Here is a 14316-nt window from a genome sequence, read left to right as displayed (position 1 = left end):
CCACGCGGGGGTGACGTTCGAGGGCGTCTGTGAAACCTTCGGCGTCGACGACCTGGATGAGGCCGGCGTGATGGGCGATGTCCCGGGGGACGTCGTGCACCATCCGCGACAGGGTCGCCGGTTCGGCGAGTCCGCTGGCCTCGATCACGGCGAGGTCCATGCCGAGTTCGGGGTCGGCGAGCTTTCCGAGGGCGTCGGTGAGTTCGCTAGCGTCGACCTCGCAGCAGACGCAGCCGTTGGCCATCGACACCATGGAGTCCACCTGCCCGGCGACCTGGCCGGCGTCGACGTTGATGTCGCCGAAGTCGTTGACGATCGCCGCGATCTTCAGGCCCGGCGCGCCGCTGAGCAGGTGGTTGAGCAGGGTCGTCTTGCCGGCGCCGAGGTAGCCGGTCAGGACCAACACGGGCAGGGGCTCGCCCGCGTCGCGGCCGGCCCCTGCCCCGGTGTGCTGCTGGTTCAGCTGACTCAGCGCTTCCACTCCGGCTTGCGCTTCTCGGCGAACGCCGACATGCCCTCGGTCTGATCCTCGGTGGCGAACAGCGCGTAGAAGGCGTTCTGCTCGGCGAGCAGGCCCTCCTCGAGTGTGGTCTCGAACGACCTATTGACGGCCTGCTTGGCGGCGATCGCGGTGGTCTTGCTCATGGAGGCGATCTTGCCGGCGACCTTCATGGTCTCGTCCAGCAGTTCGGCGGCGGGCACGACGCGGGCGACGAGGCCGGAGCGCTCGGCCTCGTCGGCGTCCATCTGGCGGCCGGTCAGGCACAGGTCCATGGCCTTGGCCTTGCCGACGGCGCGGGTGAGGCGCTGCGAGCCGCCCATGCCGGGGATGACGCCGAGGGTGATCTCGGGCTGGCCGAACTTGGCGTTGTCGCCGGCGATGATCATGTCGCACATCATGGCGAGCTCGCAGCCGCCGCCGAGCGCGAAGCCGGACACGGCCGCGACGATCGGGGTGCGCGCGTTCGTCAGGCGCTTCCAGTCGCCGAAGAACCGCTCGAGGTAGATGCCGGGGTATTCCTTGTCCTTCATCTCCTTGATGTCGGCGCCGGCCGCGAAGGCCTTCTCCGAGCCGGTGATGACGATGCAGCCGACGTCCGGGTTCGAGTCCAGACCCTCGACGGCCTCGACGACCTCTTTCTCCATGTCGCTGCTCAGCGCGTTGAGCGCCTTGGGGCGGTTGAGGGTGATGACCGCGACGCGGTCCTTCTGCTCGACGAGGATGTTCTCGAACTGCTTCTCCGTGACGGACATGCGCGTGTCTCCCGTTTCCAGTCTGCGTTGACGGTCTGCTGCTACGTGACTCCCGAGATTACTTGGAAGTCCTTGTAAAAAGCTCTGCCTGCGATGGTAGCCGGTCCCCGCGTCGGCGGTTCCGGGTTCACCCTCACCGTGCCAGAGGTCCCCCGTTCCACAGCCCCGAGCGTACGACCTCACCGTGATCGACGGTGGCGGGCGTCGCCTCGGGCACGATCGGCGAGTACCGCACGAGCGAGCCCCAGTCCCGGTCCCAGTCGTGCGACAGGTAGGTGGGCACGGTCTCGCCCTCCTGCAGCAGTTCGATGAACCCGAGCGGGCCGCCGCCGGACCAGTCCTGCCAGGTGTTGGTGGAGCTCACGGCCAGGCCGCGGTCGGGCAGGACGCGGTACTCGGGCAGCTCGTGGATGCCGGCGAACTCGTCGAACGGCCGCAGGCATGGCACGTGGAACGCGACGGCCCAGTCCGGCAGCACCGGCCGGGTGTCACCGACGAGCTCCTGCATCGTCACCAGCTCCGGCATGCGCGGCGGGGTAAACGCGATCCACCGCTCCGGGTCCGGGTCGTGGTCGCGCACGACGAGCCGGATCGCGCTGGCGTCGGCGGGCAGCGAGTCCATGGGCACGCGCAGGTTCCGCCAGGCCGGCGCGGGGCCGATGTCCTCGGGCACCACCACTCCGGCGACCTCGAACGGCTCACCGCCGACCGCGTATTCCACGACCAGCGCGTCGCGGTGGAACTCGCCGGCCACCGCGACGGTGATGAGCGGGTTCTCGTCCGAGCGTTCGGGCAGCGGATACCAGTCAGTGATGGTCTCGGCGTTGAACTGCGCACCGCCCTGGTGGCTGCCGAGCACGGGCACCCGCGACGGGTCCAGGCCGAACGGCAGGACGGCGTGGCTGCCGTTGATGCCCTCGGCGTTGCGGACGCCGCCCTCGGTTCCGGCGGTGGTCGACGTGGTGTCGGAGCCCTCGCCGGTGCCGGGGGTGTCGGTGTCGGCGGCCTGCGTCGCGGTGAGGTCGGTGGAGATGCCGTCCGGGGTGAACTGGACGGCCTCGCCGCCGGCCTCGAGTTGGTCCCGCGGGTCGCCGACGGGCTCGAGCAGGCCGGCGTTGGCGTCGGGCTCGGCCAGGACCGCGTCCGCGATGCCGCACGGTTTGCCGGCCAGCGCGTTGAGGTTCTGCAGGCCCACCGAGTAGGCGGGGTACTGGTTGCGCACCGCGGCGGCCATGGACGCCACGATCACGACGACGACGAGGGCAGCCGCCAATCCCAGCGGCGCCTCGGTGAGGTTACGGACCAAGCTCACCACCGGCCCGCGGTCGCGGTCGCTGCCGCGGCCGGCGCCACCCGGTCCGCCATCCTCGTTGCGCCGCATGAACGGCTCGCGGTAGTGGAGGATCAGCGCGGCGAGCAATGACAGCCCCATCAGCACCAGGAACACGGTGGACAGGGTGATGCCCGCGATCGACGGCTGGGCGCCGCCCCACGGGATGCCGTAGATCGAGATGTACCACCAGCCGTTGGTGGAGGTGAAGCTCAGCGCCAGGATGAAGAACACGGCGGCCAGGAACATCATCCGGTTGCGCAGTGAGCGCGTCGCGGCCGGCAGGACCGCCATGGTCACCAGCGCGGCGAGTGCGGCGCCGATGGTGGCGAACGCTCCGAAGTGGTGGGTCCACTTGGTGGGGTTGAGCGCCATGAACGCGATCGAGATGGCGGCCATCCCCACGATGCGGCGCGCCGGCCCCACCGAGACGCCGGGGATCCGGCCCTTGCGGAACAGGATGGCGGCGCAGGTGATGAGCGACAGGAACATCGCCAGCACTCCGAAACGGCGGGCCAGCGAGCCGTCGGGCGTCGGGTTCATGAGCCACTCGTAGCGCCACACCTCCTCGTACCAACTGCCACTGGGGCCGACCTCGCCGAGCAGTGCCGACGACTGCAGCGTGGTGACCAGCGGCTGGTCGAGGAAGATCAGGTGCAGAATGCCCAGGCCCGCCGCCAGCAGCGGCGCGATGGTGGGCACCCACCCGTCACGCTTGGCACGCCTGATGATGAGCAGCAGCAGCGGCCGCGACGCCGCGATGATCACGGCGATGCAGAAGGTGCCCGTCGGCGCCGCCGAGAGCGTGAGCCCGCCGATGATGAAGCCGACCGCCGCCGGCAACAGCCGGCCCGTCGCCAGGGCCCGCTCCATCGACACCCACGTCGCCAGCACGCCGAAGGCGATGATCGGCTCGGGGCGCAGGCCGTTGTTGTAGGTGAGCCAGAAAGCGAGGAACACCGCGGCCGTGCTCCACCGGACGGCCGGGGCACGGCGGGCCGCAATCCCCAGGCGCGGGATGACCTCACGGGAGAGCAGCATCCACGAGGCGATACCCAGGAGCAGCGCCGGCAAGCGAAGCCAGACACTGCCGAGCGTGAACGAACTTATCGCCGTATAGAGGTAGTACGGCATCCCGAACGGGGCATACGGCGCTCCGTAATAGCGGAACACCTCGGGCATGTAGCCACTGGAGACCGCGGCCCGGGCCTCGGTGAGGATGTAGCCGTCGTCCGCGGTGTTGGCGCCGATGATGTGCCAGATGAGCAGAATCGCCACGACCAGCAGGTCCAGCGGTCGCGGCTTCCACCACCCCTGCGGCAGGATGCGGCGCCCGGCCCGGCCGTCGCGCAGGTCGAGCCGGTGCAGCGCCACCAGCGAGACGAGGATGGCAAGGATGCCCACCACGATCGCGATCTGCTTGATCAGCGTCGCCTGGGTCGTGTAGCGCGAGTCGACGGTGATGTCGACGGCCAGCCCGTCCGGCGCCGCGCCCTGCAGGTCGGAGAACACGCCCACGACCTGGGGTCGAAGGTCGTCCTCGATCCGACCGCCGACACCCTGACCGTCGACGTCGAGTCCCAGGAACTCGGCGCCGATCGAGCCGGAGTCGGCCACGATGTGGATTGTCGAGCATGCACCGGGCGTGGCCACGGCGTCGGTGGGCGCGGACGCGATGAGCGCATTGCGACTGCGCACCTCGACGTTCGGGCCGGCGACCGAGACCATGAGTGCGCGCGCCCCGGCCTCCTCCCCCGCCTGGCGCGGCGCGGTGGAGACGAGCACCCCGTCTTCGCGCCCCTGGTCGCGCAGCTCCTGCACCGCGGTGCAGGGCACGTCAACAGTGATGTCCAGCGGATAATACGCCACCAGTGGCGCGGTGACCGGGTCGACCGTCCCGTTCTCAGGCCAGCTGATGGTCGAGGTGGTCTGCGTGACGGGCAGCAGCGGCACGACGATGGCCAGCAGGATTCCGATGAGTCCGCTGACCGCCGCAATAACTCCCCAACGGGGCCCGTTCGTAGGCTTGTCCGGAGCGTCGCGGACCTCGCTGGCAGTCGATGGCATGGCCACCACGCTATAACGAGCCTCCGACATTCTCGGAACCCGTGCCGCCGCACCGCGCCCCCGCGCACGCATCCAGCCGCATCCCCGTGTGCCCTGCACCGGAAATGACGAACGCGCCGGAGGGAATTCCTCCGACGCGTCGTGATGGTGTGGCCAGGGCCGGGATCGAACCGGCGACCTTCCGCTTTTCAGGCGGACGCTCGTACCAACTGAGCTACCTGGCCCTAAGACAACCGGCGCATCCGGTTGAACCGAATGCGCCGGTTGTCTCTGGCGACCCTGACGGGACTCGAACCCGCGACCTCCGCCGTGACAGGGCGGCGCGCTAACCAACTGCGCCACAGGGCCTTGCTTCGTGCTGTGCTCTTCGCACGAGAAAGAACATTAGTAGACGCGATGCAGATAACGCAAATCGGACCCCCGCACCCGACATCAGCGCAGGTCGCACTCATTTTCTTCCGCCCGACCCCACTCAGCGAACACCGCACCACCGACCACCCGCCCCGGCACCTTCCTCAGCACCTGTCCCGGCACCTGTCCCGGCCCCGCAAAGCAGAAAGTCCCGGCCACCACGACTGTGGTGACCGGGACCTTCAATTCGCGTACCCCCTACGGGATTCGAACCCGCGCTGCCGGCGTGAAAGGCCGGTGTCCTAGGCCGCTAAACGAAGGGGGCGCCGCCACGTCCGGGGTCGCCGGTCCGCAGCGCGCTTTAGTCTAGGGCACCAACCGCCGGGCGACTAAACCACCCCGGGAAGCGACCGGTATCGTGTTCGATGCCCCTATAGCTCAGTTGGTAGAGCTACGGACTTTTAATCCGCAGGTCGCCGGTTCGAGCCCGGCTGGGGGCACCACCGATAACTCCATCTGAGCGTTCCTTCCCACCCCGACCCATCCGGTCGAGGTGGAGACAGGCTACCCCTCTGGCGGAACTTTCTCGTAAAAGTTCGGCACACACGAAGCACCCCCACCACCCTCTCGGGACAGTGGGGGTCTCCGGTCGCCTACCAGCTCAGTTCTGCCACGGATCGTTGGCTCGGCAGTATTCCGGCGTGTTCACCGCTATGCACTCTGCCCACCAGTCATGGCCGGCTTGCTTCTCGGCTTCGACCTCGGGAGCTCTAACCGGGGGCGTGTCGAGCTCGTAGATCGAGCGCCCATCAGCCAACCGGGGCGGGCCACCCGCTGACTCGTTGCAGGTGTCCATGTACGTCGTCGTCCCGTCCGACATCATCGCCGTCCCATCTGCGAGGTAGCAGTACGAGAACGTCGGGGCAGCAGCGGCAGCGGGTGCCTGGGTGGCAGCGGGAGCCGCAGGGGCCTCCGTAGTCGGCTCCGGGGCCGGCTCAGGCTCCCCCGTGAGATCGAACTGGGACAGGTCGAGGACGTAGATGTCCGTCACGTCCGGCTCCTGAGCGGACACGTGCGGCTCGATGATGATCTCCGAGTCCGGGGCGACATCGTCTTGGAGCCACTGGACACCTTGGTACTTGTCCCCGGTGCGGACGTTGGTGGCCGACAGCTCTTCATAGTCGCCACACGTCACCGCAGCGAGTCCACGATTGTCCTTGAGGTACCCGTCCTTGGTCCGCTCGTCGACACCGTTGGGGATGAATCCCTCACCGTTGCCGGACTCGACTTCGATGTCCATCGCGATCCCGATCCGCGTCGGGTAGACAGCTCCGTCGGAGTACGGGACTTCCCCGCAGCTGGCAGGCAGGAAGACGTCCGTCACGGTCACGTTGGCCACGTAGTGGGGGCTCGTCATAGTGAACGTCTCCCCCACCTTGATCTCGTGCTCGGTTACCTCCACGGTCTCGGAGGTTGTTGGTGCCGCAAGCTCTGGGGCGTCCGGCTCGTCCGAGCCGGCAGAGCACCCCCCGAGGACTAGCAGCGCGGTCGCCGCGAGAGCGGTCAGTGTCTTCTTCATGGTCATGCCTTCCTGGGTGAGTGTTCGTTTTTGATCTGATAGACGCGGGCTCTTGTGACTCCCGCAGCTTCGACGATGTCGACGACGGCGTACCCCTCGTCGATCGCCTTGAGGATGAGCCGATCGCGCTCACGCATCAGCGCATCCCGTTCGCGGTCCACGGCCTCGATCCGAGTCCGCAGGCGGATAAGTAGATCCAACCTCATACCACTCGAGGCCCCACTCCCCCATCGGCCACAACGTCATTTTGGACGTGCCCGCCGATCGCTGGGACACTTTTGTCATGTCCGCTCCCACTGCACCTGCTGCCCCCGCCCTGCGCATCGGCCCGTACGAGCTCGCCTCGCCGGTCGTCCTCGCGCCGATGGCCGGGGTCACCAACGTCGCGTTCCGCACGCTGTGCCGCGAGTTGGAGATGGAGCAGCAGGGCACGGTGTCGGGTCTGTATGTCTGCGAGATGGTCACGGCCCGTGCCCTGGTGGAGCGCCAGCCGGCGACCCTGCACATGGCCTCGTTCGCTCCCGAGGAGTCGCCGCGGAGTCTGCAGCTGTACACGGTGGATGCCGAGTACACGTACCAGGCCGCCAAGATGATCGTGGACGAGGATCTCGCGGACCATATCGACATCAATTTCGGTTGCCCGGTCCCCAAGGTCACGCGTCGCGGCGGCGGGTCGGCGATCCCCTACAAGCGTCGACTGTTCCGCTCGATCGTGGCGGCCGCGGTCCGCGCGACCGAGGGCACGGACATCCCGGTCACGGTGAAGATGCGGGTGGGGATCGACGACGAGCACCACACCCATCTCGACGCCGGGCGGATCGCCGTGGAGGAGGGCGCCCAGGCGGTCGCCTTGCACGCCCGCACCGCCTCGCAGCGTTATTCGGGCGAGGCCGATTGGTCGCAGATCTCCCGCCTCGTCGAGCACGTCGGCGCCATCTCGGATGTGCCCGTCCTGGGCAACGGCGACATCTTCTCCGCCGATGATGCGGTGCGGATGGTCGAGCAGACCGGGTGCGCCGGAGTCGTCATCGGACGTGGCTGCCTGGGCCGACCGTGGCTGTTCTCCGAGCTCGCGGCCCGCCTGGCCGGCCGCGAGGCACCGACCCCGCCGACCCTCGGCGAAGTCTCGCGCATCATGTACCGCCACGGCGAGCTCCTGGCGCAGCATCACGGCGAGGACAAGGGGATGCGCGACATCCGCAAGCACGTCGCCTGGTACCTGCGGGGCTTCCCGGCGGGCTCCGACCGGCGCGTGGCACTGTCTGGCGTCCGGACGCTCGACGATTTCGCGGAGATGCTCTCGGAGCTGCCTGCGGACGAACCGTTCCCGGCCGACGGTTACGGTCCGCGCGGCCGTCAGGGCTCCCCCGGCAAGGTGCTGCTCCCGGAGGGCTGGTTGGACGATCCGGAGGACGACGCGGTGGCGCTCGAGGGCGCCGACGCCCAGAACTCGGGCGGCTGATACCCCAGCATCCCAGATATTAACCGCACGTTCACAGCCGCTCCGGAACGTGCGGTTGACATGCAGGTATGCTGGCAGAATGCGTCTAGTTTACTCCGAAGAACTTGCGGACCTCGCCACCTCGATGGCTGGCATGTGCTCGTTGGCGACGGACAACATGGAGTTGGCCACCCACGCGCTGCTCCAGGCTGATCTGCCGTCCGCCGAGAAGGTCCTCGAGTCCAATTCGGAGATCACACAGTTGGCGTCGGAGAACGAGGAGCGCGGCTTCGCGCTGCTGGCCCTGCAGGCACCGGTCGCCCGCGATCTGCGTCAGGTCGTCACGTCCATCCAGCTGGTCCAGGACCTCGTCCGCATGGGCACACTGGGCAGCCATGTCGCGAAGATCGTGCGTCGCCGCCACCCGGAGGCTGTCCTGCCCGAGCCGGTGAACGGGTACTTCGCCGAGATGGGCCGCGTCGCGGTGTCGTTGGGCCGTGCGGCCACGGAGGTGCTGCTCAACCGGGATGCGGACCAGGCGGCCACGCTGGCCGAGCAGGACGATGCGGTGGATGACCTCCGCCGCCACCTGTTCACGCTGCTGACCGTGCGGGAGTGGAAGTACGGAGTGGCGGCGGCGGTGGATGTCACCCTGCTGGCCCGTTACTACGAGCGTTTCGCCGACCATGCGGTCGAGGTCGCGCAGCGCGTGATCTTCCTGGCCACGGGTGAGTACCCCACTATCCGTGAGGACGATCCGGAACATCTGGCGGTCCCCAACTCAGAGTTGGTGCGCCGCTTCACCGAGACGGACAAGAACTTCCAGGAGCGCCGCGCCCGCCGCTTGGAGTCCGGAGGGAGCTTGTCGGCGAACGGAAAACTCACCGGCGGTGACGCCGGGGCTGCCGGCGGTGAAACCTCCGCAGGTGGTGACGGTTCTGGTGGGGACGACGACGACACCGGCACTGACCCCGCCTCCCCCAACCCCGCAGGCTGACCCCTCACACGGGCTTTCCGCTCACGCACCCTGAACCGCCCCGCTTCCTGGCCACCGAACCAGAGTCGGGGCGGTCTTTTTGTGCCCACTCCACGGCCCCACCGGCTCAGCCCACTCCACGGCCACACCGGCTCAGCCACCCAGGCACGAGAAAACCGCCCCGCGTCCGGCCTGTCGGGCCGGTCCGGTGCGGGGCGGTTCTCTGAGAAAGGGTGCCGCGTCGACGCTGGGGTCGATCAGCCGAAGCGGCCGGAGACGTAGTCCTCGGTCTGCTTGTTGTCCGGGTTGGAGAAGATCTTCTCGGTCGGGTTGACCTCGACCAGCTGGCCGGGCATGCCGGTCGCCTCAAGGGAGAAGAAGGCCGTCTGATCGGACACACGCGCGGCCTGCTGCATGTTGTGCGTGACGATCACGATGGTGAACTCGCTCTTGAGCTCAGCGATGAGGTCCTCCACCGCGAGCGTCGAGATCGGGTCGAGCGCGGAGCAGGGCTCGTCCATGAGGAGCACCTGCGGCTCGATCGCGATCGCGCGGGCGATGCACAGACGCTGCTGCTGACCACCGGAGAGGCCGCCGCCCGGCTTGTCAAGGCGGTCCTTGACCTCGTCCCAGAGGTTGGCGCCGCGCAGCGACTTCTCGGCCACCTCGTCGAGCTTCTTCTTGTTCTTGATGCCCTGGAGCCTCAGGCCGGCAACGACGTTCTCCTTGATGGACATCGTGGGGAACGGGTTGGGGCGCTGGAACACCATGCCGATGGTGCGGCGGACGGCAACCGGGTCGACCCGCTTGTCGTAGATGTCCACACCGTCGAGCTTGATGGAGCCGGTGGCGTATGCACCGGGGATCTCCTCGTGCATGCGGTTGAGCGAGCGCAGCACGGTGGACTTGCCACAGCCGGAGGGACCGATGAAGGCGGTCACCGAGCGCGGCGGCACATGGAGGTTGACGTCCTTCACGGCGTGGAAGTCGCCGTAGAAGATGTCGACGTTCTCAAGGTCGAGTCGCTTTGCCATTGTGGTGGTCCTTACTTGGTCTTGGGCGCGAGCGCCCGTGCTGCGAACGTGGCGAGAACGTTCGCCAGCGCGATGATGATGACGAGGGTGAGCGCGGCGCCCCAGATGCGGTATTGGCCGGCTTCGTTCGGGTTCGAGAGCTGGTTGTAGATGAGCAGCGGCAGCGACGCCATGTTGCCCTCGAGCAGGTTGTAGTTGAAGCTCGCGGTGTAGCCCACGAGGATCAGCACCGGGGCGGTCTCACCCATGATGCGGGCGAGCGCCAGGAAGATTCCGGAGATCATGCCGGACAGCGCGGTGGGGATCACGACGCTGACGATGGTTTTCCACCGGGGCACACCGAGCGCGTAGGACGCCTCACGCAGCTCGTCCGGGACCAGCTTGAGCATCTCCTCGGTGGAGCGCACGATCAGCGGCAGCATGAGCAGCACCAGGGCGAGGCTCACCGCGAAGGCGCTGAGGCTGAACTGGAGGAACGTCACCCACACGCCGAAGATGAAGATCGCCGCGACGACCGAGGGGACGCCGGCGAGGACGTCGACCATGAAGGTCGTGGGCTTGGCGAGCTTGGACTCGGGGTACTCCACCAGCATGATGCCGGCGGCGATGCCGAGCGGAATCGAGATGACTGCCGCGATGAGCGCCTGGACGAGCGAGCCGTAGATCGCGTGGCCCACACCGCCGGCCATGGAGGACGGGGAGACGAGGAAGAACGAGTTGGTCCACCACGTCGGGTTGATGATCGCGGGGAAGCCCGAGGCGATCACCTTGTACAGCAGCGCCACCAGCGGGATGACCGCGAGGACGAAGCAGAACCAGAAGATGCCGGTGGCGACCTTGTCCTTGGCCTTCCGGCTGCCGGAGATCGGCAGGAAGGTGTCTGCCGGCTTGGCCGGCTTCGTGAGGTCAGGAGTCGAAGTAGACATCAGCCGTTGACCTTTCCACCGGACACCGAGCGTGCGATGAGGTTGACGATGAAGGTGAGGATGAAGAGCACCAGGCCAGCGGCGATGTATGCACCGGTCGACATCGGGTTGTTGAACTCGGCGCTACCGGAGGCGATCTTCGAGGCGAAGGTGAAGCCGCCGTCGAACAGCGACAGCGTGCTGGGCGAGCTGGCCGCACGCAGGATGATGAGCACCGCCACCGTCTCGCCGAGGGCGCGGCCGAGCGCGAGCATCGAGCCCGCGATCATGCCGGACTTGGCGTACGGGAAGCAGGTCATGCGGATCTTCTCCCACTTGGTGGCGCCCAGTGCGAGGGCGGCCTCCTGGTGCAGGGCGGGAGTCTGGCGAATGGTCTCGCGCGACATCGAGGTGATGATCGGCAGGATCATGATCGCGAGCACGACACCGGCGGTGAAGATCGTGCCGCCACCGGCGATGGAGACGTTGCCCTCGCTGAAGAGGAAGATCCAGCCGAGGTTGCTGTTGAGCCACTCGGCGAACGGCACCATCCACGGGCCGAGGACGATCAGGCCCCACATGCCGTAGATGATCGAGGGCACGGCGGCCAGCAGGTCGATGACCGCGGACAGCGCCCGGGACAGTTTCGCCGGCGCGTACTGCACGAGGAAGGTCGCGATTCCGATGGCGACCGGCACTGCGAGCAGCAGGGCGAAGATCGAGCTCAGCACCGTGACCTTGAGCAGGTCGAGGATGCCGAAGCGCAGGTTCTCCGGGTCGGTGGTGTTCCACTCGGAGGAGGTGAAGAAGTTGATCTGGTCCGCCATCACCGACGGAACAGACTGGGCCACCAGGACGATTCCGATCATCCCGATGAGTGCCACGATGACAGCACCCGCGGCGACGGTCACGCCGCGGAAGATCGCGTCCTTCTGCTGGGAGGACTTGGCATCCAGGAGGGAGGCGCCACCTGCTGCGTCCGAGTCCTGTGCGGGACCAGAGCCGGAGGAGGTCGCGCCAGTTGTGGCCGCGTTCTTGTCGGCGTCGCGGTCGACGGATTCGTGAACTGTCATGAGACCTTCAGTCGCTCGGGAGAAAAGCGGTAATTCGGGGGGTGGAGCCGTGGATCAGGCAGTGAATCTGATCCGACGTCGGGCCCGCCACGCATGCGGGGCGGGCCCGACGACCACTGATCAGGTGATCAGGAGATGGCGTCGATCGCGTCGAGCAGCTTGCCACGGAAGGCGTCGGGGACCGGGATGTAGCCCTCGGCCTCGAGCTCGCCCTGGACGTCCTCGGCAACGGCGACGTTCAGGAAGGACTTGACGGCCTCAGCGGTCTCGGCGTCCGGGTACTTCGAGCAGACGATCTCGTAGGTCGGCATGATGACCGGGTACGCGCCCGCCGTCTCGGGGACGTAGAACGACGAGGTGTCGATAACCAGGTCGTGCGAGTCCGAGTTCTTGAGCTTGGCCGAGTCAATGGTGGTGCCGGCGGTCTCGGCGTTGAGCTCGACGCCCGCCTCGTCGGCCGGGGTGATGACCTTGACCATGCCGAGGTTCTGGCTCTTGGCGTAGGACCACTCGGTGTAGGTGATGGTGCCGGGGGTCTGGGCGACGGCGGCGGAGACGCCCTCGTTGCCCTTCGCGCCCTCACCGACGCCACCGTTGAAGGTCTTGCCGGCCTCGAGGCCCCAGGCGTCGCCACCGGCGGCCTCAAGGTACTTCTGGAAGTTGTCGGTGGTGCCCGACTCGTCCGAACGGAAGATCACGGTGATCTCCTGGTCCGGAAGCTCGACGCCCTCGTTCTCGGCGGCGATCTCGGGGGCGTTCCAGTTGGTGATGTCGCCCTTGAAGATGGAGGCGAGGGTCTCACCGGAGAGGGCAACCTCGACACCGTCGAGGTTGTAGGCGATCGCGATGGGACCGAAGACGGCCGGGAGGTTCCAGGCGGGGCTCTCACAGCGAACCTCGGCCTCGGCGTACTCGGCGTCCTTGAGCGGGGAGTCGGAGCCACCGAAGTCGGTCTGGCCGCCGATGAACTCCTTGACGCCGGCGCCGGAGCCGTTGGAGTTGTAGTCGAGGGTGTGGCCATCACAGCTCATGGCGTACGAGTTGGCGAAGATCGTCATCGCGTTGTTCTGCGACGAGGCGCCGGACGCGTTGAGGCTCTCCTTGCCACCGCACTCGGCACCGGAGACGGCCTGGGCGGCCGTGTCGTCGCCGCCGGCGTTGTTGTCAGAGCAGGCCGCGAGACCGATGGTCGTGATGGTGGCAAGCCCGAGAAGGGCGCCGGTGCGCTTGAAGTCCACAGATTCTCCTTGGTTCGTCCGGCGGATTCCCACCGGGCTATCGCTTGGCGACTGCGTCGCGTGTTCGGGCCGGGCGAACGCCCCGACGGAGTCAGAACCTAAGGCTCAGACGTGAACAGTCCCGCGAGGAAAGGTGAACTTGAGATGAACTGCCAGCATGGAGGCCGTTCACCTAACCCCAGCCGATCCGACAGGACTACCCCCACCTGGGGTTTCCCTGAGAAAAACCCGTCGTGCTCTCAGCAAAAATCAACGGGAGGTATAGGTCACATCAACGTGTTCGACGACGAATCCGAGCTTTTCGTAGGTCCGGATGGCCGGGTGGTTGTCGCCCTCGACGTAGAGGACCACGGACTCGGCATCGGCCGTTCCCTCCAGATGCTCGACGCCGATTCCGGTGAGCACGCCACCCAGTCCGCGCCCCTGATCCGCGGGGTCGACCGCCACCACGTACACCTCGCCCTCGACGGGCTCGCCGGACTCGGCCACGGTCTTGGTCCAGTGGAATCCGGCCAGCCGCGGCCCGCGGTCACCCGAGGTGTCGACGGCGAGGAACACCGCGCCCGTGTCGACCCAGTCCACGGCCAGCCGGTCGTCGAGCATGTCGCGGCTCCATCCGCCCTGCTCCGGGTGCCAGTGGAAGGCCGCGTTGTTGACGCGCAGGAACTCGGCGCGAGCATCCAGGCCCGGCCACCGCGTACCCCCCTCGGAGGCCGCCTCGGCGAGCGTGCCGAGCTCGATGCCCGCCACCGGCGTGCGCTCCGGCAGTGCCGGGCCGTAGGCACCGCGACGACGCATCTTGAGCAGTTCCCGATTGCGGATGAGCCCGAGCTTCTCGGCAAGCTCCGTGGCCGCGGGCAGGGCGCCGTGGGCCCAGATCGAGACGGCGGGCTCGCGCTCGATGACCGCGCGCACGAGACCGGCCCCGATCCCCTGCCGCCGGTGATCGGGGTGGACCACGAGTTCGGCGGTGGCGTCGCGGCCGGTGCCGTCGATCTGCGCGTACCCGATGAGCTGGCCGCCGGAGCCGTCCTCCCCCAGGTCGTCCACGCCCGCGCCGGCGCCGGC

At 67.6% G+C, this 14316-nt stretch carries 11 protein-coding genes, 4 tRNA genes and 1 pseudogene; 3 read left to right on the top strand and 13 right to left on the bottom strand.

All coding sequences use genetic code 11. The features are described from left to right. From G6016_RS00095 to G6016_RS00070, 6 genes are all read right to left on the bottom strand, one after another. The coding region (locus tag G6016_RS00095) for a CobW family GTP-binding protein (RefSeq protein WP_338403454.1) at positions 1 to 481 on the bottom strand (481 nt) is incomplete at its 3' end. Next, on the bottom strand, positions 469 to 1254 hold the full coding sequence (locus tag G6016_RS00090; RefSeq protein ID WP_182630683.1) for an enoyl-CoA hydratase: 786 nt from the start codon (positions 1252 to 1254) through the stop codon (positions 469 to 471). The genes G6016_RS00090 and G6016_RS00095, both read right to left, overlap by 13 nt. 133 nt (positions 1255 to 1387) lie before the next feature. Continuing rightward, on the bottom strand, positions 1388 to 4651 hold the full coding sequence (locus G6016_RS00085) for an arabinosyltransferase domain-containing protein (RefSeq protein WP_182630682.1): 3264 nt from the start codon (positions 4649 to 4651) through the stop codon (positions 1388 to 1390). Positions 4652 to 4801: 150 nt separating this feature from the next. Further along, positions 4802 to 4875, bottom strand: a tRNA-Phe gene (locus tag G6016_RS00080). Positions 4876 to 4922: 47 nt separating this feature from the next. Beyond that, positions 4923 to 4999 (bottom strand) — tRNA-Asp (locus tag G6016_RS00075). Positions 5000 to 5254: 255 nt separating this feature from the next. Then, a tRNA-Glu gene (locus G6016_RS00070) sits at positions 5255 to 5327 on the bottom strand. A 102-nt stretch (positions 5328 to 5429) separates the two neighbouring features. Here G6016_RS00070 and G6016_RS00065 point away from each other — a divergent pair. After that, a tRNA-Lys gene (locus G6016_RS00065) sits at positions 5430 to 5505 on the top strand. Between the two features lie 158 nt (positions 5506 to 5663). Here G6016_RS00065 and G6016_RS00060 read toward each other — a convergent pair. Next, positions 5664 to 6587, bottom strand: coding sequence for a hypothetical protein (locus G6016_RS00060; protein WP_206682272.1), 924 nt, complete (start codon positions 6585 to 6587; stop codon positions 5664 to 5666). Further along, positions 6584 to 6742: a hypothetical protein gene (locus tag G6016_RS00055; RefSeq protein WP_182630680.1), complete on the bottom strand. Its 159-nt coding sequence runs from the start codon at positions 6740 to 6742 to the stop codon at positions 6584 to 6586. The genes G6016_RS00060 and G6016_RS00055 overlap by 4 nt, the downstream gene beginning before the upstream one ends. Positions 6743 to 6864: 122 nt before the next feature. Here G6016_RS00055 and dusB point away from each other — a divergent pair, with 122 nt between their 5' ends. Both dusB and phoU read left to right on the top strand, forming a co-directional pair. Further along, the gene (gene dusB / locus G6016_RS00050) at positions 6865 to 8043 is read left to right on the top strand and encodes a tRNA dihydrouridine synthase DusB (protein ID WP_182630679.1); all 1179 of its coding nucleotides are present in this window, start codon (positions 6865 to 6867) and stop codon (positions 8041 to 8043) included. 79 nt (positions 8044 to 8122) lie between these two features. Beyond that, positions 8123 to 8785 (top strand): annotated as a pseudogene (gene phoU / locus G6016_RS00045) (phosphate signaling complex protein PhoU); the annotation flags it as partial. Positions 8786 to 9255: 470 nt separating this feature from the next. Here phoU and pstB read toward each other — a convergent pair. The 5 genes from pstB to mshD all read right to left on the bottom strand — a co-directional run. Continuing rightward, positions 9256 to 10032, bottom strand: coding sequence for a phosphate ABC transporter ATP-binding protein PstB (pstB, locus tag G6016_RS00040; protein WP_182630677.1), 777 nt, complete (start codon positions 10030 to 10032; stop codon positions 9256 to 9258). A gap of 11 nt (positions 10033 to 10043) precedes the next feature. Then, complete coding sequence (gene pstA / locus G6016_RS00035; RefSeq protein WP_182630676.1) at positions 10044 to 10958, bottom strand: phosphate ABC transporter permease PstA; 915 nt, start codon at positions 10956 to 10958, stop codon at positions 10044 to 10046. Then, positions 10958 to 12010 carry a phosphate ABC transporter permease subunit PstC gene (gene pstC / locus G6016_RS00030; RefSeq protein ID WP_182630675.1) on the bottom strand — a complete coding sequence of 351 codons (1053 nt, stop codon included), beginning with the start codon at positions 12008 to 12010 and terminating at the stop codon, positions 10958 to 10960. The genes pstA and pstC overlap by 1 nt, the downstream gene beginning before the upstream one ends. A 128-nt stretch (positions 12011 to 12138) precedes the next feature. Next, on the bottom strand, positions 12139 to 13248 hold the full coding sequence (gene pstS, locus G6016_RS00025; RefSeq protein WP_182630674.1) for a phosphate ABC transporter substrate-binding protein PstS: 1110 nt from the start codon (positions 13246 to 13248) through the stop codon (positions 12139 to 12141). A 249-nt stretch (positions 13249 to 13497) separates the two neighbouring features. Then, a partial coding sequence (gene mshD, locus G6016_RS00020; RefSeq protein WP_182630673.1) for a mycothiol synthase occupies positions 13498 to 14316 on the bottom strand: 819 nt, incomplete at its 5' end.

This window comes from Dietzia aerolata, from assembly GCF_014144865.1.
Lineage (GTDB): Bacteria > Actinomycetota > Actinomycetes > Mycobacteriales > Mycobacteriaceae > Dietzia > Dietzia aerolata.
The sequence above is the reverse complement of the archived record's forward strand: the minus strand, read 5'-3'. Positions and strand labels throughout refer to the sequence as shown.

Excerpts from the sequence above, each read along its gene's own strand:
- G6016_RS00090 (WP_182630683.1), bottom strand. The coding sequence starts at position 1,254 with ATGTCCGTCACGGAGAAGCAGTTCGAGAACATCCTCGTCGAGCAGAAG.
- G6016_RS00085 (WP_182630682.1), bottom strand. The coding sequence starts at position 4,651 with ATGCCATCGACTGCCAGCGAGGTCCGCGACGCTCCGGACAAGCCTACG.
- G6016_RS00060 (WP_206682272.1), bottom strand. The coding sequence starts at position 6,587 with ATGACCATGAAGAAGACACTGACCGCTCTCGCGGCGACCGCGCTGCTA.
- dusB (WP_182630679.1), top strand. The coding sequence starts at position 6,865 with ATGTCCGCTCCCACTGCACCTGCTGCCCCCGCCCTGCGCATCGGCCCG.
- pstB (WP_182630677.1), bottom strand. The coding sequence starts at position 10,032 with ATGGCAAAGCGACTCGACCTTGAGAACGTCGACATCTTCTACGGCGAC.
- pstA (WP_182630676.1), bottom strand. The coding sequence starts at position 10,958 with ATGTCTACTTCGACTCCTGACCTCACGAAGCCGGCCAAGCCGGCAGAC.
- pstC (WP_182630675.1), bottom strand. The coding sequence starts at position 12,010 with ATGACAGTTCACGAATCCGTCGACCGCGACGCCGACAAGAACGCGGCC.